The sequence below is a fragment of the Streptomyces endophytica genome, from assembly GCF_026153355.1.
In the GTDB taxonomy this organism is placed as follows: Bacteria; Actinomycetota; Actinomycetes; order Streptomycetales; family Streptomycetaceae; genus Streptomyces; species Streptomyces endophytica.
This window is the reverse complement of the sequence record NZ_CP110636.1, coordinates 373,027-396,635: the sequence shown is the minus strand read 5'-3', so window position 1 is coordinate 396,635 and position 23,609 is coordinate 373,027. Positions and strand designations below refer to the sequence as shown.

Here is a 23,609-nt window from a genome sequence, read left to right as displayed (position 1 = left end):
GTGCACGGGCGTGTGCCTGGACCGCAGGTACGTGTGCATGGACGTACGTATAAGACATCCGTCTGGTACGAGCGTATGCCGGCGATTAGGCTGCCGTCATGGGACACCGTGAAGATCTTCTGGAAGGCGCCAAGCGCTGCCTGCTGGAGAAGGGGTACGCGCGCACCACCGCCCGCGACATCGTGGCCGCCTCCGGCGCCAACCTCGCCTCCATCGGCTACCACTACGGCTCCAAGGACGCCCTGATGCGCCAGGCGGTGATCGCGTCCAGCGAGGAGTGGGGCGCGAGCATGGCCGAGGCGCCGGCCGCCGCGGAGGGCGCGCGGACCTCCGCCGATCCGCTGGAGCGGTTCGCCGAGACGTGGGACCGGGTGCTCCAACACATCGCCACGGAACCGGAGTTCATCGCCGCCCAGGTCGAGGTGCTGGGACTGCTCCCGCGCGACGAGGGCCTGCGGGAGGCGATCGGGGCCGTACTGCCGGAGGGCGGCGAGGGCCTGGTCGCCATCTTCGAGGGCGTCCCCGACACGGAGGTCGACGCCGAGGCGGCCCGCATCGTCGGCTCCTTCTATCAGGCCCTCCTCACCGGCCTGATGGTCCAGTCCCTGGTCACCCCGGACGCGCTTCCTACGGGGCACGACTTGGCGGCGGCGCTGCGGCGGGTCACCAGCGGGCGGGTGCTCTGAGCTCTTCTTCCCACGCCCGGCCCCTCCGGCCCGTCCCCTCCCGTTGGGGGAGGGGAAAGGGCGGGTGGGGGTGGACGCCGGTGGGTCAGAAGGGTGACGCCGCCGGGAGGACGTGTTCGGACGAGCGGTCCGTGCTGAGGCACAGTGAGCAGACCATGGCGTCGTGGGCCGGGCAGGCGGCCAGGTCGGGGCGCTCGAACTCCTGCCGGCAGACGTGGCACGGGTAGCTCGTGGCGCTCGGGTTGCCGTCCGCGTCCAGCAGCGGCTCGTCGATCCCGTCGTCGGAACGCCGCAGGTAGTAACGGCCCTTGGTGACCGCCGCCATCAGCGGCGTGAGGACGAAGGCGAGCACCGCGGCGGCCACCGGTGAGTACGGCTGGAGGGCGTCGCCCAACGCGTGGAAGTACATCGCGATGGACAGGCCGGAGGCCGCGGTGAAGGCCACCACCCCCACCGGGTTGACCGCGTGGAGCATGCCGCGGCGGAACTCCGGGATCTTCGGGGAGAGTTTCAGCAGGTACTTGTTGACGAGGATGTCGGTGGCGACGGTGACGACCCAGGCGATGGCGCAGTTGGAGTAGAAGCCCAGGATCCCGTTGAGGAAGCTGAACATGTCTGCCTCCATCAGGATCAGCGCGAACGCCAGGTTGGCCAGGACGAAGACCATCCGTCCCGGGTAGCGCTTGGTGACCCGGGTGACGGAGTTCGTCCACGCCAGCGAGCCGGAGTAGGCGTTGGTCACATTGATCTTGATCTGGCTGATCACGACGAGGACCACGGCCAGCGGCACCACCAGCCAGGAGGGCAGCATCGCGGCGAACGCACCGGTGAACTGCCGGATCGGCTCGGTGGCCGCGGCCGGCCCGGCCTTCGCGAGGATGTAGACGGCCAGGAACAGCCCGATGGCCTGCTTCACCGCACCCAGCACGACCCAGCCGGGCCCGGCCATGATCACGGCCGCCCACCAAGTGCGCTTGTTCTCCTCCGTCTTGGGCGGCATGAAGCGCAGATAGTCGATCTGCTCGCCGATCTGCGCGATCAGCGACAGGCAGACGCCCGCGCCCAGCAGTACGGAGGCGGTGTTGATCCCGCCGTGGCCGTCGGTCCCGGCGTACGACACGAAGCGGTGCACGGTGCCCGGGTCGGTGGCGACCAGGTAGACCAACGGCCCCACCATCAGCAGCAGCCACAGCGGCGTCGTCCAGACCTGGAGCTTGCTCAGCGCCTTCATGCCGTAGATGACCAGCGGTATCACCAGGAGCGTGGCGACCAGATAGCCCAGCCACAGCGGCAGCCCGAGGCCCAGCCGCAGCCCCTGGGCCATGATCGAGCCCTCCAGCGCGAAGAAGATGAAGGTGAAGCTGGCGAAGATGACGCTGGTGAGCACCGACCCGTAGTAGCCGAAGCCCGCACCACGGGTGATCAGGTCCAGATCGATGTTGTAGCGGGCCCCGTAGTAGGCGAGCGGGAAACCGGTGACGAAGATGACCACGGCCGCGACCAGGATCGCGGTCAGTGCGTTGCCGGTTCCGTGGGTGAGCCCGATCCCGGCGCCGATCGAGAAGTCCGCCATGTACGCGATCCCGCCCAGCGCGGTGGTCGCCACCACGGCCGGCGTCCACCGGCGGTAACTACGCGGCGCGAACCGGAGGGTGTAGTCCTCCAGGGTCTCGGCTGCGCTTTCCCCTGCGGTTGGCCTGGGGCGTACGTCGTCGGGTGCCCCGCCGTGCGCTGTCTCTTCGTTGCGTTCCGCAACGGCCTCGCTCATGCCACGTCTCCTCCGGCGCCGGGGCCATTTCTTCTGGCCGGACGCTAGGAAGGGAGTGTTTCGGCGGGGGGCTTGTCCGGTGAACCGGGTGTTTCTTCGCCCACGTACCTGTCTGCGGCGTCGCGGGTCGTCTCGCCGTTGCGCTTTGCGGCGCCCCGCACGTACCTGTCTGTCCCGCCGTGGTTGTTGTTCGCCGTTGCGCCTGCGGCGGGCTGGGTTGTGGTGGGTGCGGTGACGGGCCTCCGGGGCCGGTTGTGTGGACTGCTGACGCTTTACGTCCACACAACCGGCCCCTCCGGCCCGTCCCCTCCCGTGAGGGGGGAAGGAAACGGTGGTGGGGGTGCACGTAATGCCCACGTGCTCGCAGGCAGCAGACCAGATCCGCCCCCAACCAGCTTTGAAACTCCCACTCACGGGAGGGGCTGGACCGGAGGACGAAGTCTGGAGGGCCGGCACCGCACCCGACACACCACGCCCGCCGCCAGGCGCTACGGCGAACAAGCCCCGCGGCGGGACGGCCAACTACGTGCGGGGCGCCGCAAAGCGCAACGGCGAGCGAGCCCCGCGGCGCCGCAGACAGGGACGTGGGAGGCGTTACAACCTCGCCACCTTGAGGGCCATATGGAGAAGCAACCGGTGCTCCCCGTCGTCCAGGTCGAGACCCGTGAGCTTTTCGACGCGGCCGAGGCGGTAGTAGAGGGTCTGGCGGTGGATGCCCAGGGCCTGGGCCGTGCGGCTCGCCTGGCCCGCGCAGTCGAGGAACACCTCGGCGGTGCGGGCGAGTTCGGCGTGTGCGGGGGTGAGCAGGGGGCCGATCACGGGGTCGGGATCGGTGACCGGCAGGGCGGTCAGCATGCGGTACGAGCCGATGGTGTCCCACTGGGCGACCGGGCCCAGCCGGGGCTCGGCGCGGGCCGCGCGGGCCGCGGCGAGGGCCTCTTGCCAGGACGTGGGGAGTTCGGCCGGTTCCCGGGTGGCACCGCCGATGCCGGCCGCGCCCGGGCGGGGTGGTGCGGAGCGAGCGGAAGAACGGGAACCCCCGGGGCCGGAGGGGGCCGCGGTGGCCGGGGCGCTCCCCGCCCGCGGGGAGCGCAGCAGGTGTTCCGCCACCGTACGGGCGGGGGCCGCCCCGCCCGTAGCACGCAGGCGGACCAGCGCGGCCAGGACGGGCGGGCCGGGCGGGCCCGTCGGACCGCCGGGGGAGCGCAGTGCGCACGCCGCGAGCAGACCGGGCAGGCTCGGCAGGGGGGCCGCATCGGTGTCCGAGGTGTCCCAGGGCGTCACCGCCACCAGGGCGAGCGGCAGACCGGGCGTGAAGCGCAGCGTGTCGCGGAGCGCGTCGCGCAGGGCGGTCGCCGCGGCCGGCCGGCCGGTGGCCGGGCCGGTCAGCAACTCCCGTAGCAGATCGCCGAGTTCGGAGCCGGCGCGGGCCTCGTCGGCCAGCAGTGCGCCGATCCGGGCGGCGGTCTCCATCGCCTGGGCGATCCGCGGGTCGGGCGGGGTGCCGTGGCCGCCCAGGGCCAGGTCGGTGAGGTGCCCGTCGTCGAGCAGCCAGACGTACCCGTGCACCACGCCCCGGTGGCGTACGGGGAGGCAGATCCGGCCGCGGAAGACGCCGGCGGCCGGGTCCGGCGGGATCCGCAGCGGCGTCGTGGCCCGGGCGATCCCGAACGCCTCGAACCAGGCCCGGACCGCCGCCGAGGAGCGGCGCTGGAGGATCGACCGGGTCCGCACCGGGTCCATGACCTCGTCGTCCTCGCCCTCGTGCGCGCCGAACGCGATCAGCCCGAAGTCCCGGTCCTCCAGCGTCGCCGGTGCGCCGAGCGCCGCCGAGATCTCGTCCACGAGCTGCTGGTAGTCGCCCCGCATCCGCCGTTCGGCTCCTCTCCTGTCGCAGTGGTCGTCCCTGTTCCCATTCTCATACATCTGTCTGAGATCCCGGCCACGAAGGCGTGACAGCTGTCGATGGCCGCGAAGTGGCGCGATCCTTAAATTTCAGGTGGCTCAATCTTGCCGACGCGTCCGCCCTGCCTGGCGCCGCCCGGTACTTGTCACCCTGAATGTGGAGGTGCCCCATGCTGGGTCCCGTGCTCCTCGCCGCAGCGCGCAGCGACAGCATCCGACGCGTCGTCGCGGCCGCTCCGGTCACCCGCCCCGTGGTGGAACGGTTCGTCGCCGGCGAGCGTCTGGACGAGGCCATGGCCGCGGTGCGCAACCTGGCCGCGCGCGGACTGGAGGTCACGCTCGACCACCTCGGCGAGGACATCACGGACCCGACGGAGGCGCTGCGCAACCGCGACGCCTACCTCCGGCTGGCCGAGGCCCTCAAGGAGCACGGGCTCGGTGTGAAGGCCGAGATGTCGGTGAAGCTGTCCGCTTTCGGCCAGGCGCTGCCGGGCGGCCACGAGCTGGCCCTGCAGAACGTCACTCCGGTGGTCGAGGCGGCCGCCGAGGCCGGGACGACCGTCACCCTCGACATGGAGGACCACACCACGGTCGACTCGACCCTGGTGATCCTCGCCGAGCTGCGCGAGCGGTTCCCCCAGACGGGCGCGGTGCTGCAGTCCTACCTCTTCCGTACCGAGGACGACTGCCGGGCGCTCGCCGGGGAAGGCTCCCGGGTGCGACTGGTCAAGGGCGCGTACAAGGAGCCCGCGACCGTTGCCTTCCAGGACAAGCGGGAGGTCGACCGGGCCTATGTGCGCTGCTTGAAGATCCTCATGGCCGGCCGGGGCTACCCCATGATCGGGTCGCACGACCCGCGGATGGTGGCCATCGCCCAGGAGCTGGCGCACCGCAACGGCCGCAAGCCGGCGGACTACGAATTCCAGATGCTCTACGGCATCCGCGAGGCGGAGCAGCGCCGGCTGGTAGCCGAGGGGAATCGTATGCGGGTGTACATCCCGTACGGCACCGATTGGTACGGATACTTCATGCGCCGGCTCGCCGAGCGCCCCGCGAACCTGGCCTTCTTCCTGCGGTCGCTCGCGACCCGGGGATGACGGCGGCCCGGGGCTGACCCCCCGGCCCCTTACGTACGTACGAACCGACCACCGAAGGAGAAACGGCCGCCATGGACGCTGTGACCCAGGTCCCCGTACCGGTGAACGAGCCGGTCCACACCTACGCCCCCGGCAGCGCCGAGCGTTCCCGTCTGGAGGCCAAGCTCAAGGAGCTGGCCGGCAACCCGCGGGAGCTGCCGATGACCATCGGCGGCGAGCGCCGGATGGGCGGCGGCGAGCGCTTCGACGTCGTCCAGCCGCACAACCACGGAGCCCGGCTCGGCACGTACGGCAACGCCACGGTCAAGGACGCCCAGGACGCGGTGGACGCCGCGCTGGCCGCCGCCCCCGCCTGGCGCGCGATGTCCTTCGACGACCGCGCCGCGATCATCCTCCGGGCCGCCGAGCTGCTCTCCGGCCCCTGGCGCGAGACGCTGGCCGCCGCCACCATGCTCGGCCAGTCCAAGACCGCCCAGCAGGCCGAGATCGACACGCCGTGCGAGCTGATCGACTTCTGGCGCTTCAACGTGCACTTCGCGCGCCAGATCCTCGCCGAGCAGCCCCCGGCGAACTCCCCAGGCGTCTGGAACCGCTCGGACCACCGTCCTCTTGAGGGCTTCGTCTACGCGATCACGCCGTTCAACTTCACCGCGATCGCCGGCAACCTCCCGACCGCCCCCGCCCTCATGGGCAACGTGGTCGTGTGGAAGCCCTCGCCGACCCAGACCTTCGCGGCCGTGCTGCTGATGGAGCTGCTGGAGGAGGCCGGGCTGCCCAAGGGCGTGATCAACCTGGTCACCGGTGACGGCAAGGACGTCTCCGAGGTCGCGCTGGCCCACCCGGACCTCGCGGGCATCCACTTCACCGGGTCGACCAAGACCTTCCAGTACCTGTGGAAGACGGTCGGCGCGAACATCGAGAACTACAAGACCTACCCGCGTCTGGTCGGCGAGACCGGCGGCAAGGACTTCATCGTCGCCCACCCCTCGGCCGACCGCGCCGTGCTGAAGACCGCCATGACCCGTGGCGCCTTCGAGTTCCAGGGCCAGAAGTGTTCCGCGGCCTCCCGCGCCTACGTCCCGGCCTCCCTCTGGAACGCCGGCTTCAAGGAGGAGTTCGCCGCCGAGGTCGAGTCGCTCGCCATGGGTGACGTCACCGACCTGTCGCACTTCATGGGTGCCGTCATCGACGAGCGGTCCTTCGCCAAGAACAAGGCGGCGATCGACCGCGCCAAGGCCGACCCGACCATCGAGGTCGTGGCCGGCGGCACGTACGACGACAGCGAGGGCTACTTCGTCCGCCCGACGGTCCTGGCCTCCACCGACCCGGACAACGAGATCTTCAAGGACGAGTACTTCGGCCCGATCCTCGGCGTCTTCGTCTACGACGACGCGGACTACGACGAGATGCTCACCCAGATGGAGTCCGCCTCGGCGTACGGCCTGACCGGTTGCGTCATCGCCCAGGACCGCGCCGCGGCGGCCGCCACCTGCGAGAAGCTCCGCTTCGCCGCGGGCAACTTCTACATCAACGACAAGCCCACCGGCGCCGTCGTCGGCCAGCAGCCCTTCGGCGGCGGCCGCGCCTCCGGCACCAACGACAAGGCCGGCGCCAAGCAGAACCTGATGCGCTGGACCTCCACCCGCTCCATCAAGGAAACCCTGGTCCCCCCGACGGACTACCGCTACCCGCACATGGGCTGACACCCACGGGTACGACCACGGCCCGGCTCCCCGTCCCGGGGGCCGGGCCGTCGGCTTCGGCTCAGGTACGGGCGTTCCGCGGCGGCCCGGTGATCGCCTCACCGATGACGAATCCCTTGGCGGGGCCTTCGGGGATGATCGCTTCCGCGCCGTACGGCACCCGGTTCTCACCGGCGTAGGCCGCCTCCTCGGGAGAGGGAGAAGTGAGCACGGTGACGGTGCCATGGCCGTCGTAATCGTCGATGAGGACGTAGACGGGAATGCCGGCGCGGGCGTAGGCGCGGCGCTTGCGGACGCGGTCGCGCTGGAGTCCGTCGTTGCCCGGCGAGACGACCTCGATGATCAACTGCACGGCCTCAGCCTTGATGCCGACACCGTCGTCCGTCACGTGCTCCTCGGAGTCCTTCGGTACGACGAAGCCGTCGGGGATCCAGAGCTTGCGGCCGTGAATCACGTTCATGTCCTGGCGTGCGGCGTATTCACTGTCCGACAGGAACACGACCAGTTCATCGCGCAGAAGATTTGCGATCTGCCCGTGTGAGTAGCGACCGGTGGGCGACACCTCGATGAACCCCTCGATGATCTCGGCGTGGAAGCCCTCGGGGAGTTCCATGGCTTTCCATGCCTGCCACAGGACCTCGTCCAGATCGGGGCCGGGCATCGTGGCCTCCGGCGTCGCGGTCACGGGAGCCTCCTGTGCGAGCGCGGTCATGGTGCAGCACCTCCTCCTAAGTGTGGGCGGGCTCGGCCTGGTGGCACAAGCGACACCCGCGACGCTAGGCACGTGAGACAGCCGCTGAGCTGCGTATGTGCAGGGATCACTCGTTCGAGTACACGGAATCCGTCTCAGATAGTAGGAAGCCCAAGTAATTGTGCAGACATCACGGCCAGGCTGTCCTAGCTTTGTAGGAGCCGAACGTAACGCTCCATCGAGCGACTGCGGATGTGGCCCGGTGCGTGTGCGCAGGTGACCCCTGTTGCGCCGGAGCCCCCGCCCTTTCCGGCCCGCTTCTGGATCGACGCATCCCATCCGTTCTCGGGGCTTTGGCATTGGAGACGTGAATCATGGCCGAGACCGCTGTCCGCAGGACCCGCCACTCCGCGCGTACGACCAACGACGCCGACCGCAGGAACGCCGCGGCCGCCCTCCAGCGTGCCCTCGACCGCCGGGACAACGGCGGCTCCACCGGACACTGAGATGCACCGCGTGCATGGCGCGGGCCGGGCATCGGTACCGTGTCGCTGCTGGTGGCGGCTCCGGTGCTCCGTCGCCCGGCTGATCTGCCCTTCGTGACACCACAGGGGCGCCCGGTGCGGGCGCCCCTGCGTGAGTGCGTACGCGAGGTGGGTGCGCTCAGTGGGAGCGGGCCACCTCGAAGTGGTCGATGCACTCGCCGGATTCGGCGAGGGCGGTGACCGTCATCCGCGGGCGGTGGCCCGGGGTGACCCCGACCGCGAGGAACGAGTAGCCGGTGTAGCGGACCCGGGACCACTCCACGGTGTCCTTGGTCTTCACCTGGCCCTTCGACCAGTGGTACGTGTCGACGTGGTCGAGGTCCTTGACGTGGCCCTCGTAGCTGTCGGGCACCGGGAAGTCGTAGAGGGACCTGCCCGCGCCGCCGGCCGTCACGTAGACGATGCCCTCGCGCGCGGCGTCGACGGACTCGCCGATCGGCATCTTCTTCGCGACCCGGCCGCCCTTGATGGCGTCGGTCCGCTCGTAGACGTGGTTGTGGCCGTTGATGACCAGGTCCACCTGGTGCTTCTCGAAGAGCGGCAGCCAGGCGTCGCGCACCCCGCCGTCGGAGGCGTGCGAGCCCTCGGTGTAGCCCTGGTTGGCGGGGATCTCGTAGGAGACGTCGTTGGCGTCGAGGGCGACGACGGCGACGTTGCCGTAGGCGAAGGAGTAGACCCCCGGGGCGTTCTCGGCGTCGGGGCCGTTGCCGGGCAGCGACCAGCGGGCGTTCTGGCCGCCGTAGCCGTGGGGCGAGTACCACGCCTCCATGTCGTGGTCTGCGCGAGGAACTGGTCCCAGACCCGGGCGTCGTAGGTGTCGTGGTCCGAGCCCTGGCCGTCCGGGTCCGCGTAGCAGATGTCGCCCGCGTGCAGGTGGAAGGACGGGTTCTGACCCAGGATCAACTGGTCGTTGCTACCGCTGGGAGGTGCCCCCAGCGCGTGGTAGCTGACGCCCTGGTCGCCGAAGGCGGTGAAGACGAACTGGTCGACGGCCGGCGGCTTGGCGGTGAGCGCGGGGGTGTGCAGCGGCCGCACCTCGGCCTCGATCTTGCGGCCCAGGTCCCAGGGCTTCAGCCCCACCTGGCGGCGACGGAGGACGCCAGCAGGGTGGGGGAGGTGGCCTGTGCCGAACCGGCCAGCAGGCCGGAGCCCGCCACCGCCACCGCCCCCGCGGTGACGGCCGAGGTGCGCAGCAGCCCCCGGCGGGTCAGCTTGGTGCGGAGGTAGTCGTGCTGCTCGGGCATGGTCATCCGGGCCGCGAGCTGTTCCGGTATACCGACGCGCGGGGTGTGCGAGGGCGGGGGCGTGGACGCCCGGGGGGTACCAGTCATGTGGCCGAATTCGGCAGCATGATCCGACTGTTACGGGTCGTCCGGATGAACGACAGCTGACCGACTTCCCCGCGTGTCCGCATGGCGGACGTTACGTGTCAATCAATGGGACGAAGAGTAGGGTCCAAACATGTCTCGCAGCATTCGCCTCGCAGTGATCCCCGGTGACGGCATCGGCCAGGAAGTCGTGGCCCAGGGCCTCAAGGTCCTGACCGCCGTCCTGCCGCAGGACGTCAAGCTGGAAACCAAGGAGTACGACCTCGGGGCCAGGCGCTGGCACGCCACCGGCGAGACCCTGCCGGACGCGGAGCTGGAGTCGCTCAAGCAGCACGACGCGATCCTGCTCGGCGCGATCGGCGACCCGTCCGTCCCCTCCGGCGTGCTGGAGCGCGGGCTGCTGCTCAAGCTCCGCTTCGCCTTCGACCACTTCGTCAACCTGCGCCCGTCGAAGCTCTTCCCGAACACGAGCACGCCGCTGGCCGGCCGCCCGGACATCGACTTCGTCGTCGTCCGCGAGGGCACCGAGGGCCCGTACACCGGCAACGGCGGCAGCCTGCGCACCGGCACCCCCGCCGAGGTCGCCACCGAGGTCAGCGTGAACACCGCCTACGGTGTCGAGCGGGTGGTCCGGGACGCGTTCGAGCGGGCCAACGCCCGCCCCCGCAAGAAGCTGACGCTGGTCCACAAGAACAACGTGCTGGTCTACGCCGGCCACATGTGGAAGAACATCTTCGACAAGGTCGGCCAGGAGTACCCCGAGGTCACCACCGACTACCTGCACGTCGACGCGGCGACGATCTTCTTCGTCACCCAGCCCGAGCGGTTCGACGTGATCGTCACCGACAACCTCTTCGGCGACATTCTCACCGACCTCGCCGCGGCCGTCACCGGCGGCATCGGCCTGGCGGCCTCCGGCAACATCAACCCGACCGGTGAGTTCCCGTCGATGTTCGAGCCGGTGCACGGCTCGGCGCCGGACATCGCCGGCACCGGCAAGGCCGACCCGACCGCCACGATCCTCTCCGTCGCGCTGCTGCTGCGCCACCTCGGCTACGAGGCCGAGGCCGCCCGCATCGAGACGGCCGTCGCGACCGACCTGGAGGCCCGGGACGGCACCGCCCGCAGCACGGACGAGATCGGCGACGCGCTCGCCGCACGCGTAGCGGGCTGAGGCCCGCAGCGCACGCAGCAACCCACCGACAGCGCCGGGCCCCCACGGGGTTCCGGCGCTGTCCGCATTCCCGGCCGCCGGCCGCCCGCCGGTCGACCCTGTGCTAACGCCGGGCGGGATGCGACCATCGGACCCGGAGACCGCAGACGCGGGTACGGCGGCGGACACCCCCGAGCGATAATCGGAAGAGGGGCCGCCGTCCGCGGGGAAACTCGGACGTCCCAGTAACGACCGGTACGCCAAGATCCCGCCGTACGCGGCCACCGCCAACCGCCCGGCGCGGACCACGCAGTGAAGGACATGCATACATGACGACGCCCACGATCGAGCTCAAGCCCTCCTCGCACCCGCTGTCCGACGCGGAGCGGGAGAAGATCCTGGCCGCCCCGGGCTTCGGGCGCCACTTCACCGACCACATGGTGACGATCAAGTGGACCGAGGGCCGCGGTTGGCACGACGGACAGCTCGTGCCGTACGGGCCGCTCTCCCTCGACCCGGCGACCAACGTCCTGCACTACGCGCAGGAGATCTTCGAGGGCCTCAAGGCGTACCGCCAGCCCGACGGCTCCGTCGCGTCCTTCCGCCCGGACGCCAACGCCCGCCGTTTCCAGGCGTCGGCGCGCCGGCTGGCGATGCCGGAGCTGCCGGTCGAGACCTTCATCGAGGCCTGTGACCTGCTGGTCCAGCAGGACAAGGACTGGGTGCCGGCGCACGGCGGCGAGGAGTCGCTCTACCTGCGCCCGTTCATGATCGCGACGGAGGTCGGGCTGGGCGTGAAGCCGGCCAACGAGTACCTCTTCGTGGTCATCGCCTCGCCGGCCGGCGCCTACTTCCCCGGTGGCGTCAAGCCGGTCTCCATCTGGCTCTCCGAGGACCGGGTGCGCGCGGTGCCCGGCGGCGTGGGCGACGCCAAGACCGGCGGCAACTACGCCGCGTCGCTGCTGGCCCAGGCCGAGGCCGCGGTGCACGGCTGCGACCAGGTCGCCTACCTCGACGCGGTGGAGCACAAGTGGGTCGAGGAACTCGGCGGGATGAACCTGTACTTCGTGTACGGAGACAAGATCGTCACCCCGACGCTCACCGGCTCGCTGCTCGCCGGCATCACCCGTGACTCGCTGCTGTCCGTCGCCCGCGACCTGGGCTTCGAGGCGGAGGAGAGCCGGGTCTCCATCGACCAGTGGCAGGCCGACACCGCGAACGGAACCCTCACCGAGGTCTTCGCCTGCGGTACGGCCGCGGTGATCACCCCGGTCGGCACGGTCAAACGCGACGGCGCCGAGTGGACCCAGTCCGACGGCGAGCCCGGCAAGGTCACGCTGAAGCTGCGCGAGATGCTGCTGGACATCCAGCGCGGCATCGCCGAGGACACCCACGGCTGGATGCACCCCCTGGGCTGACCCCGGCGGCGGGACCGGCAACGGCCGGCGCCCGCCCGGTACGACCGAGGCCGCCCCCGACGGTGCGTCGGGGGCGGCCTCGGTCGTACCGGGCGGGGTCAGCCGACCTCCGCGGGGGCCTCCGGCGCGGGGGCCTCCGGTGCGGTGCCCGGCGGGGGAGTGGCGACGGTCCGCAGCGCGGGGACCGGGCGCGGCCGGCGGGCGGTGAGCAGCAGGTAGGCGAGCCCGGCGACGGCCGCGGCCAGCAGGAAGCTGATGTCGATGCCGCCGGTGTGGGCCAGCAGCGGGCCCTGGTAGAACGGCGTGTCCACGCCCAGCAGGCCGACGGCCGAGCCCAGTGCCCAGGCGACGGTGGCCTGGACGTTCCAGCCGGCCTTGTACCAGTACACGCCGCCGCGGGTGCCCCGGTTGTAGACCTGCAGCGAATCCGAGTCGTAGTTGCCGCGGCAGCGCGCGAAGCCCATGACCGTGATGACCGCCCAGGGCGTGCCGATCGCGGTCATCAGCAGCACGAAGGACGTCATGGCGTCCTGTGCGGCCCACAGGAAGTGGCCGGCGTAGACCAGCGCGGTCGAGACGCCCGCGACCACGTACGTGGCCTGGGTGCGGGTCGCCCGGGGCAGGATCGCGTCGAGGTCGAGTCCCATGCTGTAGAGCATCAGACCGGAGTTGCCCACCGAGCCGGCGGAGGCGTTGAGCAGCAGGAAGACCAGGTACCAGGCCGGGGCGCCGGCCACCAGCGGGCCCGCGTAGTCGTCGCCCGCGCCGACCGCCAGCGCGCTGAAGGTACCGAACAGCTGCGGCACCAGCAGGCCGATCACCAGGCCGAGGTAGGTGGCGGCGAACACCTTCTTCGAGGAGTGGCGGCGCGGCGAGATGTAGCGGCTGTAGTCGCCGAGCAGGGTGATGAAGGCGATCGGGCCGCTCAGCCCGGCGGAGACCGCGGAGAGCAGCCAGGTCTGCCAGTAGCCGCCCAGCGCGTACGGGACGCCGTGCACCGGGCCGGTGGTGAAGTGGTGCGCGTAGGCGAAGACGCCGACCACGAGCAGGATCGTCAGGCCGATGGAGAGCACCTTGCTCATCCGCAGCAGGACCTTGTAGCCGTAGACCGCGCCCACGGCGGTACAGCCCGCCAGGACGGCGTAGACGACGGCGTACGAGGCGCCGCCGGTCGGCAGGCCCAGCAGGCGGTGCAGACAGCCGACCATGGCGTCGCCGCCCACCCACAGGGTGAGCGCGGTGTAGCCGAGCGAGAGCAGCAGGCCGATGACCGAGCCGATCAGCCGGCCGCGCACGCCGAAGTGGGCGCCGCTGCTGGTCGAGAGGTTGGTCGCGCTGCGCAGCGAGACCAGGGCGAGCGGTGCGGTCAGCACGGCGCCGACCAGGGTGCCGGCGGCCAGCGAGCTGACCGACCCCCAGAAGCCGAGGCCGAACGAGACCGGGAGCCAGCCGAAGATCACCACGCCGAGGGCGAGGTTCGATCCGAGGAGGATCGAGATGAGATCTCGGGGACCGCTGGTGCGCTCCTCGTCCGGGATGGTGTCGACTCCGTGTTGTTCGATCGGCATGAGGCTCCCCTGAGAGGCCGGACAGCAGTGTGTGAGCAGTGCTCTGCGTGCAGTGCTCCGTCATGTGGACAGTGCTCGGAGTGAGCGAGGACTCGCGCTGCGGATGCGCCGCGAGATCATTTAGAGCGGTGCTCTATTCACCGCTTATTTAGAACAGCGCTCAATGTGACTCATCCCCATGCCATAGGTCAATGCTTTCGTGTTGACTACTTTCATGGTTAGAGTGATGCTCTAATCGAGCTGGAAGGTGGGACGGATGCGGTTGACCCCGACGGAACGCGACCGGCTGCTGCTGTTCGGCGCAGCCGAGCTGGCGCGGACGCGCCGGGCCCGCGGACTGAAGCTGAATGTGCCCGAGGCGACCGCGTTGATCGCGGACACAGTCTGCGAGGCGGCGCGGGACGGGCGCCGCCTCGCTCAAGCCATCGAGGCGGCACGCAGCGTGCTCGGTCCGGACGACGTCCTGCCGGGCGTGGCCGACGTGGTCACCGAGGTGCACGTGGAGGCCGTCTTCGACGACGGCTCCCGGCTCGCGGTGGTCACCGACCCGATCGGCGCCGCGGCGGGGGAGCGCGACGGTACCGCGGCCCCGGCGCCCGGCGCCGTGCTCCCCGGCCCGGCCGACCCGGAGCCGGCGCCCGCGGTGGTGCTGACCGTGCGCAACACCGCGGAGGTGCCGATCAGCGTCACGTCCCACTTCCACTTCTTCGAGGCCAACCCCGGCTGGAGTTCGACCGCGCGGCCGGCTACGGCATGCGGCTGTGCGTGCCGGCCGGCTCGTCGGTCCGGTTCGACCCCGGCGGCGCCTCGGAGGTCGGTCTGGTGCCGATCGGCGGCGACCGGATCGCGATCGGCTTCGCCGGTCTCGTGGACGGCCCGCTGGACGCACCGGGCGCGAAGGAAGAAGCGCTGCGGCGGGCCGCCGCCTGCGGCTACCTGGGAGCGGAGGAGCAGGCATGAGCATCGATCCCCACGAGTACGCGTCGGTGCACGGCCCGCGCGCCGGCGACCGGGTCGTCCTCGGCGACTCGGGCCTGGTCGTCCGGGTCGAGTCGGACGCCCAGAAGCCCGGTGACGAGTTCCTGGCCGGCTTCGGCAAGACCGCCAGGGACGGGCTGCTGCTCAAGGCCGCCGCGGTCCGCGAGACCTGCGACGTGGTGATCAGCAACGTCCTGGTCATCGACGCGGTCCAGGGCATCCGCAAGGTGTCCATCGGCATCCGCGAGGGCCGCATCCACGCCATCGGCCGGGCCGGCAACCCCGACACCCTCGACGGCGTCGACGTCGTCGTCGGCACCGGCACCTCGATCGTCTCCGGCGAGGGCATGATCGCCACCGCCGGCGCCGTGGACACCCACGTCCACCTGCTCTCGCCGCGCGTCATGGAGGCCTCGCTGGCCTCCGGTGTGACCACGATCATCGGCCAGGAATTCGGCCCCGTGTGGGGCGTCGGCGTCAACTCCCCCTGGGCGCTGGGCCATGCGTTCAACGCCTTCGACGCCTGGCCGGTCAACATCGGCTTCCTCGGCCGCGGTTCCTCCTCCGGCGACGCCCCGCTCGTCGAGGCGCTCGCCGAGGGCGGCGCCTGCGGCTTCAAGGTGCACGAGGACATGGGCGCGCACGCCCGCGCCCTGGACACCGCGCTGCGGGTAGCCGAGGACCACGACGTCCAGGTCGCGCTGCACAGCGACGGCCTGAACGAATGCCTCACCGTCGAGGACACCCTGCGCGTCCTGGACGGCCGCACCATCCACGCCTTCCACATCGAGGGCTGCGGCGGCGGGCACGTCCCCAACGTCCTGAAGATGGCCGGCGTCCCCAACGTCATCGGCTCCTCGACCAACCCCACCCTCCCCTTCGGGCGGGACGCGGTCGCCGAGCACTACGGCATGATCGTCTCGGTCCACGACCTGAAGACCGACCTGCCCGGCGACGCCGCGATGGCCCGCGACCGCATCCGCGCCGGGACCATGGGCGCGGAGGACGTCCTGCACGACCTCGGCGCGATCGGCATCACCTCCTCCGACGCCCAGGGCATGGGCCGGGCCGGCGAGACCGTACGCCGCACCTTCGCGATGGCCGGCAAGATGAAGGCCGAGCTCGGGCCGATCGAGGGCGACGGCCCGCACGACGACAACGCCCGCGTGCTGCGCTACATCGCCAAGCTCACCATCAACCCCGCCATCGCCCACGGCCTCTCGCACGAGATCGGGTCGATCGAGGTCGGCAAGATGGCCGACATCGTGCTCTGGACGCCGCAGTTCTTCGGCGCCAAGCCGCAGCTGGTGCTGAAGTCCGGCTTCCCGGCCTACGGCGTCACCGGCGACCCCAACGCCGCCACCGACACCTGCGAACCCCTCGTGCTGGGCCCGCAGTTCGGGGCGCACGGCGCGACGCCCGCGGAGATCTCCGTCGCCTTCGTCGCGGGCGCCGCGGTAGACCAGGGCAACGACAAGATGCCCACCCGCCGCCGCCGGGTCGCGGTCCGCGGTACCCGCGGCATCGGCCCGGGCAGCCTCGTCCACAACTCCCGGGTCGGACAGGTCCAGGTCGACGCGCGCAGCGGACTGGTCACCCTCGACGGCGACCCGATGCGCTCCGAGCCGGCCGACACCGTCTCGCTCTCGCGCCTGTACTTCCTCTGACCCACCGCTTTCCGACCACACCGGTGTCCGTTGACCGCACCGGCTCCCTCCCAAGGACCCCACATGAACACTCCCGTCGCCGACGGCTTCGCCATGCCCCCGGAGTGGGCACCGCACGAGCGCACCTGGATGGCCTGGCCCGGCCCCAACTTCACCTTCGGTGAGGAGGGCGGCGAGACGCTGGCCGAGGCCCGCCGGGCGTGGGCCGCGGTCGCCCGTGCGGTGCGGCGGTACGAGCCGGTCACCGTCGTCGCCGGCCCCGGCCAGCTGGCCGGCGCCCGCGAGCTGCTCGGCGACGACATCGAGCTGGTCGAACGGCCGCTGAACGACGCCTGGATGCGCGACATCGGCCCGACCTTCCTCACCGACGGCAAGGGCAACCTCGCCGCCACCGACTGGGTCTTCAACGGCTGGGGCGCCCAGGAGTGGGCCCGCTGGGACCTCGACGAGAAGATCGCCGAGCAGGTCGGCGCGCTGGCCGGGGCCCGCCGCTACGCCACCCCTCTGGTCAACGAGGGCGGCGGCATCCACGTCGACGGCGAGGGCACGGTCCTGCTCACCGAGACCGTCCAGCTCGACCCGGGCCGCAACCCCGACCACACCAAGGAAGAGGTCGAGGCGGAGATCCACGCCCACCTCGGCACCACCAAGGCGATCTGGCTGCCCCGCGGCCTCGCCGCCGACTACGGCCAGTTCGGCACCCGCGGCCACGTCGACATCGTCGCCGCCTTCGCCCGCCCCGGCGTCGTCATGGTCCACACCCAGCCGGACCCGGACCATCCCGACCACGCCATCTGCAACGAGATCGTCAAGCTGCTGAGCGCCGCCACCGACGCCAAGGGCCGTCAGCTGGAGGTGGTGGAGATCCCCGCGCCGACCGTCATCGAGGAGGACGGCGAGCTGGTGGACTACTCGTACATCAACCATCTGCAGTGCAACGACGGCATCGTGCTGTGCGCCTTCGACGACCCGCGGGACGAGGAGGCGGCCGCGATCTTCCGCCGGCTGTTCCCCGGGCGGACCGTGACGCTCGTGGACGCCCGTACGATCTTCGCAGCGGGTGGCGGTATCCACTGCATCACCCAGCAGCAGCCGAAGGCCTGATCCCCCAGGCCCCGACCAGCCGACCCGGAGGTCCCCGTGCCCGGTCCCGTGCGCCGTCCCCGGCGCCGGCTCAACCAGCCCCGCGAGCAGGTCCTGGCCGCGGCGATGGCCACCATCGCCGCGGAGGGCCTGGACCGGCTGACCATGGCGGGCCTGGGCCGCGAGGTCGGCATGAGCAGCGGCCACATCCTGTACTACTTCGGGACCAAGGACGAGCTGCTGCTGCAGACCCTCCAGTGGAGCGAGGAGCAGCTCGGCGCCGAGCGCCGGGCCGCCCTCTCCCGCCGCGTCCCGGCCCGCGAGCGGCTGGACGCACTGATCGACCTCTACCTCCCCCAGGGCCACCGCGACCCGCGCTGGACCCTCTGGCTGGAGGTCTGGAACCGCTCCCAGAACGCCGACGACGAGACCCGCGAACGCCAGCTGGAACTCGAACTCGCCTGGCACCGCGACCTGGTGGCGCTCCTCGTCGAGGGCGCGTCCAAGGGCGAGTTCCGCCCCGTCGACGCCGAACGCTTCGCCACCCGCACCCGCGCCCTGCTCGACGGCTTCGGCACCCACCTCGTCGTCGGCCTGCCCGGCACCGACCGGGAACAGGTCCGCGACCACATACGGGACTTCCTGGACGAATCCCTCAGCGTCCCGCGTCCGTAGCCGACCGCGCACGTCGACCCGCGGCCGGCCACGCGCGCCGCCCCGCGACCACAACGCACGCAAATACGCCCGATCGTTGCCGTGCGCTCCCTTGCCGAAGGCCGACCGGTCCGCGACCGTGATCGGCTATGGGACGAGAGCAATGGAAGAAGATCTGGGTCGGCTCGGCCGGCAACATGGTCGAGTGGTTCGACTGGTTCGTGTACGCCAGCTTCGCGGTGTACTTCGCGGATGCGTTCTTCCCCAAGGGGAATGACACGGCGAACCTCATGAACACCATGGGGATCTTCGCCGTCGGCTTCTTCATGCGGCCGGTCGGCGGCTGGCTGCTCGGCCGGATCGGCGACCGCAAGGGCCGCAAGGCCGCCCTGACGCTCACCGTCACCCTGATGTCCGCCTCGGCGATCCTGATCGCGATCGCGCCCACGTACGCCGCCGCCGGCTACGGCGGGGTCGCCGTACTGCTCCTCGCCCGGATGCTGCAGGGCCTCTCGGTCGGCGGGGAGTACGCGGCCAGCGCCACCTACCTGACCGAGGCGTCCGCCGAAGGGCAGCGCGGTTTCGCCTCCAGCTTCCAGTACGTGTCGATGACCGCGGGCCAGCTGCTGGGCCTCGGGCTGCAGATCGTGCTCCAGCGCACCCTGTCCGAGGACGCGCTGCACAGCTGGGCCTGGCGGATCCCGTTCATCGTCGGCGCGCTGGGCGCCGGGATCGTCTTCTACCTGCGGCGCAACATGCTGGAGACGGAGGTCTACGCCCACGACGAGGGCGCCCAGGCCGACCCCGAGCGCGGCACGATCAAGGCGCTGCTGGCCCACAAGCGCGAGGCGTTCCTGGTCATCGCCCTCACCATGGGCGGCACCGTCGCCTACTACACGTACACGACCTACCTGACCAAGTACCTCTCGCAGAGCGCCGGCATGGCCAAGCCGACCGCCTCGCTGGTCAGCTTCTGCGCGCTGTTCCTCTTCATGTGCCTGCAGCCGTTCGCCGGCAAGCTGTCGGACCGGATCGGGCGGCGGCCGCTGCTGATCACCTTCGCGGTCGGGTCGACCTTCCTGACCGTGCCGATCATGATGCTGCTCAAGCACGCCGGCAGCTTCTGGCCGGCGCTCGGGCTGTCGCTGCTGGCGCTGGTCGTGGTCACCGGCTACACCTCGATCAACGCCTGTGTGAAGGCCGAGCTGTTCCCCACCGGCATCCGCGCCCTGGGCGTCGCCCTGCCCTACGCGATCGCCAACGCGCTGTTCGGCGGCACCGCGGAGTACGTCGCCCTGTGGTTCAAGAACGGCGGCATCGAGTCCGGCTACTACTGGTACGTGGCGGGCTGCGCCGCGGTCTCGCTGATCGTCTACATCACCATGCGGGAGACCCGGACCATCGATCTGCACCGGGTCGGCACCGGGGCACCCTCCGGTGCCGCGCGGACGCCGGGCCGGCAGCCCGTCGCCGACTGAGCCCACGCCCGCCCGGCCACGGCCTCCCCTGCCCGGGGGAGGCCGTTCCCGTCTCCGGGGGATCCGCGCCCCGGCCCCCGGCGGCTTGGCTGGAGACATGAAGAAAGCCAGGCACCTCCTCATACCGCTGCTGCTGACGGGGCTGCTGACCTCGGGCGCCACGGCCCCGTCCGCAGCGATGGCCCGGCCCGCCGAGGGCCGGCCGGCCGCCGCCCGTGAGGCCGCCCGCCCGGCCGCCGACGACCTCTCCGCCCGGCTCTCGGCCATACCCGGCATGCGGGTGGTCAAGGAGAACCCCGCCCCGGCCGGCTACCGCGCGCTGGAACTGCGCTACCGCCAGCCCGTCGACCACCGGCACCCCGACCGGGGCAGCTTCGAGCAGCGGCTGTTCCTGCTGCACCGCGCCACCGACCGGCCGATGGTGCTGTACACCAACGGCTACGACCTCGACTACCAGGACCCCGGCCTGCGCACCGAGCCGACCGAGATCCTCGACAGCAACCAGATCAGCGTCGAGCACCGCTACTTCGGCACCTCCACGCCCCACCCCACCGACTGGTCGAAGCTCGACATCTGGCAGGCGGCGAGCGACCACCACCGGATCGTGCAGGCCCTCAAGACGGTCTACCGCGCCGCCTGGATCTCCACCGGTGGCAGCAAGAGCGGTATGGCCGCCCTCTACCACCGGCGCTTCTACCCGCACGACGTGGCCGGCTCGGTGGTGTACTCGGCGCCCAACATCACCGACGTCCGGGACGGCGCCGCCGAGGACCGCTTCCTGGAGCGGGTCGGCAGCCCCGCCTGCCGCCGTGCGCTCACCGCGGTCCAGCGCGAGCTGCTGGGAGCCCGCAGGACGGAGACGGCGGGCCGTATCGCCCGCTCCGCCGCCGCCCACGGCGACACCCTGCACATCGTCGGCAGCGCCGACCGGCTGCTGGAATTCACCACGCTGATGCTGCCGGAGCGCTTCTGGATGGGGCAGGGCGAGGCGGGCTGCCGCCGCATCCCCGGGCGCTCCGCGACCGGTGCGGCGCTCTACACCTGGTTCGACGGGGTGATGGGCCTCCAGGGCTACACCGACCCTTACGTCTCCCTGGTCACCGCGTCCTTCTACCAGCTGGGCACCCAGCTCGGCATGACCGCGCGGGCCGCCCCGCAGCTGGCCGGAATGCTGCGCTACCCCGGAATCCAGCAGATCCGCACCCTCGTACCGCGGCACATCCCGATGCGCTTCCAGCCGCGGGCCATGCCCGACATCGACCGCTGGGTGCGGCACCACGGCAGCGAGCTGCTCTTCGTCTACGGCGAGAACGACCCCACCCGGGCGGAACCGTTCCGTACCGGCCCCGGCAGCCGTGACGCCCACGTCTACCTGGCCCCGCACACAGGCCACCTCGTGCGGTTCGCCCAGCTGTCGCCGGGGACCGCGCCCGGGCCACCGCCGCGCTCCGCCGCTGGGCCGCCGTGGACACGCCGCCCGCATAGTGAGACCGTCGGGTGCACGGTGCGTCCGATATGGCACACTGCGGACCGTGCTCTCGTTCGCCATGATTATTGGCAGCAGGCGCGCCGGTCCGCAGTGACCGCCCCGTACGACCCGAGTACGGCGCGGCCACCGTCGTCCCAGACCCGCGCGCAGACCTCTCGCACCCGCGAGAGGTTTTTTCGTTTCCGGCCCACACCCCACCGGAGGCGGAGCGCGAGGGAGCATGGAGGGGCGGTGGCACCGGTTATTCCGGTAGACCGAGAACCCGACAGGAGCCAGACCGCATGACGGACGCACCTCAAGCCTCCCCGTCGCCCGCCCCCCGTCCCGCCGGCGCGGTGCCCGACGACTTCCACGTCTTCGACACCACCCTCCGCGACGGTGCGCAGCGCGAGGGCATCAACCTCACCGTCGCCGACAAGCTGACCATCGCCCGGCACCTCGACGAGTACGGCGTGGGCTTCATCGAGGGCGGCTGGCCCGGCGCCAACCCCCGGGACACCGAGTTCTTCCAGCGCGCCCGCGAGGAGATCGACTTCCGGCACGCCCAGCTGGTCGCGTTCGGCGCCACCCGCAAGGCCGGCGTCCGCGTCGAGGACGACGCCCAGGTCGCCGCCCTGCTGGCCTCCGGGGCCCCGATCATCACGCTGGTCGCCAAGTCCCACGTCGGACACGTCGAACTGGCGCTGCGCACCACCCCGGAGGAGAACCTCGCGATGGTCCGGGACACCGTCGCCTACCTCCGGTCCCAGGGCCGCCGGGTCTTCCTCGACTGCGAGCACTTCTTCGACGGGTACGCGCTGGACCCGGTCTACGCCAAGCAGGTCGTCCGCACGGCCGGCGAGGCCGGTGCGGATGTCGTGGTGCTCTGCGACACCAACGGCGGGATGCTTCCCGCGCAGGTCACCGCGGTCGTCCGGACCGTCCTCGCGGACACCGGCGTCCGGCTCGGCATCCACGCCCAGGACGACACCGGCTGCGCGGTCGCCAACACCCTCGCCGCGGTGGACGCAGGCGCCACGCACGTCCAGTGCACCGCCAACGGCTACGGCGAGCGGGTCGGCAACTCCAACCTCTTCCCGGTCGTCGCCGCGCTGCAGCTCAAGTACGGCCGCCAGGTGCTGCCCGAGGGCAAGCTCGCCGAGACCACCCGGATCTCGCACGCCATCGCCGAGGTCGTCAACCTCACCCCCTCCACCCACCAGCCCTACGTCGGTGTCTCCGCCTTCGCCCACAAGGCCGGTCTGCACGCCTCCGCGATCAAGGTGGACCCGGACCTCTACCAGCACATCGATCCGGCACTGGTCGGCAACACGATGCGGATGCTGGTCTCCGACATGGCCGGCCGCGCCTCCATCGAGCTCAAGGGCAAGGAACTGGGCATCGACCTGGGCGGCGACCGCGCGCTGGTCGGCCGGGTCGTCGAGCGCGTCAAGGAACGCGAACTGGCCGGCTACACGTACGAGGCGGCCGACGCCTCCTTCGAACTGCTGCTGCGCGAGGAGGTCCGCGGCAAGTCCCTGCGCTACTTCACCGTCGAGTCCTGGCGGGCGATCGTCGAGGACCGCCCCGACGGCACGCACGCCAACGAGGCGACCGTGAAGCTGTGGGCCAAGGGTGAGCGGATCGTCGCCACCGCGGAGGGCAACGGCCCGGTCAACGCCCTCGACCGCGCGCTGCGGGTGGGCCTGGAGCGGATCTATCCGCAGCTCGCCCACATGGAACTCGTCGACTACAAGGTCCGCATCCTGGAAGGCGCCCTCGGCACCGGCTCCATCACCCGCGTCCTGGTCTCCACCAGCGACGGCCGCGGCGAATGGTCCACGGTCGGCGTAGCGGAAAACGTCATCGCGGCGTCCTGGCAGGCACTGGACGACGCGTACGCGTACGGGTTGCTGCGGGCCGGGGTCGAGCCGCAGGAGTAACCCCCCACGTACTTGGCCGTCCCGCCGCGGTTGTTGTTCGCCGTTGCGCGCTTGGCGGCGCCTCCCACGTACTTGGCCGTCCCGCCGCGGTTGTTGTTCGCCGTTGCGCCTGCGGCGGGCTGGGTTGTGGTGGGTGCGGTGACGGGCCTCCGGGGCCGGTTGTGTGGACTGCTGACGCTTTACGCTCCGCTGCGCTCCGCCTTCGCTCTTTATTGAGCCCTTGGAAGCGAAGCCCACACAACCGGCCCCTCCGGCCCGTCCCCTCCCGTGAGGGGGAAGGAAACGGTGGTGGGGGTGCACGTAATGCCCACGTGCTCGCAGGCAGCAGACCAGGCCCGCCCCCAACCAGCTTGGAAACTCCCCCTCACGGGAGGGGCTGGACCGGAGGACGAAGTCTGGAGGGCCGGCACCGCACCCGACACACCACGCCCGCCGCCAGGCGCAACGGCGAGCAAGCCCCGCGACGCCGCAGACGG

Annotated in this window: 16 protein-coding genes and 2 pseudogenes; 13 read left to right on the top strand and 5 right to left on the bottom strand. The window is 71.0% G+C overall.

Annotated features, from left to right (window positions below; all coding sequences use genetic code 11):
• Window positions 1-98 precede the first annotated feature (98 nt).
• Window positions 99-686, top strand: coding sequence for a TetR/AcrR family transcriptional regulator (locus OJ254_RS01740; RefSeq protein ID WP_265360959.1), 588 nt, complete (start codon window positions 99-101; stop codon window positions 684-686).
• 85 nt (window positions 687-771) lie between these two features.
• On the opposite strand, the gene OJ254_RS01735 is transcribed toward OJ254_RS01740, so the two are convergent.
• Window positions 772-2,454, bottom strand: a complete 1,683-nt coding sequence (locus tag OJ254_RS01735; RefSeq protein WP_265360958.1) for a purine-cytosine permease family protein — start codon at window positions 2,452-2,454, stop codon at window positions 772-774.
• Between the two features lie 594 nt (window positions 2,455-3,048).
• Window positions 3,049-4,323, bottom strand: a complete 1,275-nt coding sequence (locus OJ254_RS01730) for a PucR family transcriptional regulator (protein WP_265360957.1) — start codon at window positions 4,321-4,323, stop codon at window positions 3,049-3,051.
• Between the two features lie 206 nt (window positions 4,324-4,529).
• On the opposite strand from OJ254_RS01730, the gene OJ254_RS01725 reads away from it, so the two are divergent.
• A complete protein-coding gene (locus tag OJ254_RS01725; RefSeq protein ID WP_265360956.1) occupies window positions 4,530-5,456 on the top strand; it encodes a proline dehydrogenase family protein in 927 nt (308 codons plus the stop codon).
• 71 nt (window positions 5,457-5,527) lie between these two features.
• Window positions 5,528-7,159, top strand: coding sequence for an L-glutamate gamma-semialdehyde dehydrogenase (gene pruA / locus OJ254_RS01720; RefSeq protein ID WP_265360955.1), 1,632 nt, complete (start codon window positions 5,528-5,530; stop codon window positions 7,157-7,159).
• 61 nt (window positions 7,160-7,220) lie between these two features.
• Here the strand turns inward: pruA and OJ254_RS01715 are convergent, their stop codons facing one another.
• Window positions 7,221-7,871 carry a Uma2 family endonuclease gene (locus OJ254_RS01715; RefSeq protein WP_265360954.1) on the bottom strand — a complete coding sequence of 217 codons (651 nt, stop codon included), beginning with the start codon at window positions 7,869-7,871 and terminating at the stop codon, window positions 7,221-7,223.
• A gap of 353 nt (window positions 7,872-8,224) precedes the next feature.
• Between OJ254_RS01715 and OJ254_RS01710 the strand changes: the two genes are divergently transcribed.
• Complete coding sequence (locus OJ254_RS01710) at window positions 8,225-8,356, top strand: hypothetical protein (protein ID WP_261955507.1); 132 nt, start codon at window positions 8,225-8,227, stop codon at window positions 8,354-8,356.
• Window positions 8,357-8,513: 157 nt separating this feature from the next.
• On the opposite strand, the pseudogene OJ254_RS01705 reads toward OJ254_RS01710, so the two are convergent.
• Window positions 8,514-9,726 (bottom strand): annotated as a pseudogene (locus tag OJ254_RS01705) (metallophosphoesterase family protein).
• A 130-nt stretch (window positions 9,727-9,856) separates the two neighbouring features.
• On the opposite strand from OJ254_RS01705, the gene OJ254_RS01700 reads away from it, so the two are divergent.
• Both OJ254_RS01700 and OJ254_RS01695 read left to right on the top strand, forming a co-directional pair.
• Window positions 9,857-10,897, top strand: a complete 1,041-nt coding sequence (locus OJ254_RS01700; RefSeq protein WP_265360953.1) for a 3-isopropylmalate dehydrogenase — start codon at window positions 9,857-9,859, stop codon at window positions 10,895-10,897.
• Between the two features lie 308 nt (window positions 10,898-11,205).
• Window positions 11,206-12,294 (top strand): branched-chain amino acid aminotransferase, encoded by a 1,089-nt coding sequence (locus tag OJ254_RS01695; RefSeq protein WP_265360952.1) that lies wholly within the window; start codon window positions 11,206-11,208, stop codon window positions 12,292-12,294.
• A gap of 98 nt (window positions 12,295-12,392) precedes the next feature.
• Here OJ254_RS01695 and OJ254_RS01690 read toward each other — a convergent pair whose 3' ends face one another.
• Window positions 12,393-13,862, bottom strand: coding sequence for a cytosine permease (locus OJ254_RS01690; protein ID WP_265360951.1), 1,470 nt, complete (start codon window positions 13,860-13,862; stop codon window positions 12,393-12,395).
• Window positions 13,863-14,118: 256 nt separating this feature from the next.
• Between OJ254_RS01690 and ureA the strand changes: the two are divergent.
• From ureA to cimA, 7 genes and pseudogenes are all read left to right on the top strand, one after another.
• A pseudogene (gene ureA, locus OJ254_RS01685) lies at window positions 14,119-14,822 on the top strand (urease subunit gamma).
• Window positions 14,819-16,507, top strand: coding sequence for an urease subunit alpha (locus OJ254_RS01680; RefSeq protein ID WP_265360950.1), 1,689 nt, complete (start codon window positions 14,819-14,821; stop codon window positions 16,505-16,507). Before ureA ends, OJ254_RS01680 begins: the two are co-directional and overlap by 4 nt.
• Window positions 16,508-16,570: 63 nt before the next feature.
• Entirely contained in the window at window positions 16,571-17,611 is a 1,041-nt protein-coding gene (locus OJ254_RS01675; protein ID WP_265360949.1) for an agmatine deiminase family protein, read from the top strand.
• Window positions 17,612-17,647: 36 nt separating this feature from the next.
• Window positions 17,648-18,265 (top strand): TetR/AcrR family transcriptional regulator, encoded by a 618-nt coding sequence (locus tag OJ254_RS01670; RefSeq protein ID WP_261955499.1) that lies wholly within the window; start codon window positions 17,648-17,650, stop codon window positions 18,263-18,265.
• A gap of 128 nt (window positions 18,266-18,393) precedes the next feature.
• The gene (locus OJ254_RS01665; RefSeq protein ID WP_265360948.1) at window positions 18,394-19,722 is read left to right on the top strand and encodes an MFS transporter; all 1,329 of its coding nucleotides are present in this window, start codon (window positions 18,394-18,396) and stop codon (window positions 19,720-19,722) included.
• A gap of 97 nt (window positions 19,723-19,819) precedes the next feature.
• Window positions 19,820-21,496 carry a S28 family serine protease gene (locus OJ254_RS01660; RefSeq protein ID WP_265360947.1) on the top strand — a complete coding sequence of 559 codons (1,677 nt, stop codon included), beginning with the start codon at window positions 19,820-19,822 and terminating at the stop codon, window positions 21,494-21,496.
• Entirely contained in the window at window positions 21,493-23,133 is a 1,641-nt protein-coding gene (cimA, locus tag OJ254_RS01655) for a citramalate synthase (protein WP_265360946.1), read from the top strand. Before OJ254_RS01660 ends, cimA begins: the two co-directional genes overlap by 4 nt.
• The last annotated feature ends 476 nt before the right edge of the window (window positions 23,134-23,609 follow it).

Coding starts and splice junctions, on each gene's coding strand:
- OJ254_RS01675 (WP_265360949.1), top strand. CDS start 16,571: ATGAACACTCCCGTCGCCGACGGCTTCGCCATGCCCCCGGAGTGGGCA.
- cimA (WP_265360946.1), top strand. CDS start 21,493: ATGACGGACGCACCTCAAGCCTCCCCGTCGCCCGCCCCCCGTCCCGCC.
- OJ254_RS01660 (WP_265360947.1), top strand. CDS start 19,820: ATGAAGAAAGCCAGGCACCTCCTCATACCGCTGCTGCTGACGGGGCTG.
- OJ254_RS01690 (WP_265360951.1), bottom strand. CDS start 13,862: ATGCCGATCGAACAACACGGAGTCGACACCATCCCGGACGAGGAGCGC.
- OJ254_RS01715 (WP_265360954.1), bottom strand. CDS start 7,871: ATGACCGCGCTCGCACAGGAGGCTCCCGTGACCGCGACGCCGGAGGCC.
- OJ254_RS01730 (WP_265360957.1), bottom strand. CDS start 4,323: ATGCGGGGCGACTACCAGCAGCTCGTGGACGAGATCTCGGCGGCGCTC.
- OJ254_RS01695 (WP_265360952.1), top strand. CDS start 11,206: ATGACGACGCCCACGATCGAGCTCAAGCCCTCCTCGCACCCGCTGTCC.
- OJ254_RS01735 (WP_265360958.1), bottom strand. CDS start 2,454: ATGAGCGAGGCCGTTGCGGAACGCAACGAAGAGACAGCGCACGGCGGG.
- OJ254_RS01710 (WP_261955507.1), top strand. CDS start 8,225: ATGGCCGAGACCGCTGTCCGCAGGACCCGCCACTCCGCGCGTACGACC.
- OJ254_RS01725 (WP_265360956.1), top strand. CDS start 4,530: ATGCTGGGTCCCGTGCTCCTCGCCGCAGCGCGCAGCGACAGCATCCGA.
- pruA (WP_265360955.1), top strand. CDS start 5,528: ATGGACGCTGTGACCCAGGTCCCCGTACCGGTGAACGAGCCGGTCCAC.
- OJ254_RS01665 (WP_265360948.1), top strand. CDS start 18,394: ATGGGACGAGAGCAATGGAAGAAGATCTGGGTCGGCTCGGCCGGCAAC.
- OJ254_RS01740 (WP_265360959.1), top strand. CDS start 99: ATGGGACACCGTGAAGATCTTCTGGAAGGCGCCAAGCGCTGCCTGCTG.
- OJ254_RS01680 (WP_265360950.1), top strand. CDS start 14,819: ATGAGCATCGATCCCCACGAGTACGCGTCGGTGCACGGCCCGCGCGCC.
- OJ254_RS01700 (WP_265360953.1), top strand. CDS start 9,857: ATGTCTCGCAGCATTCGCCTCGCAGTGATCCCCGGTGACGGCATCGGC.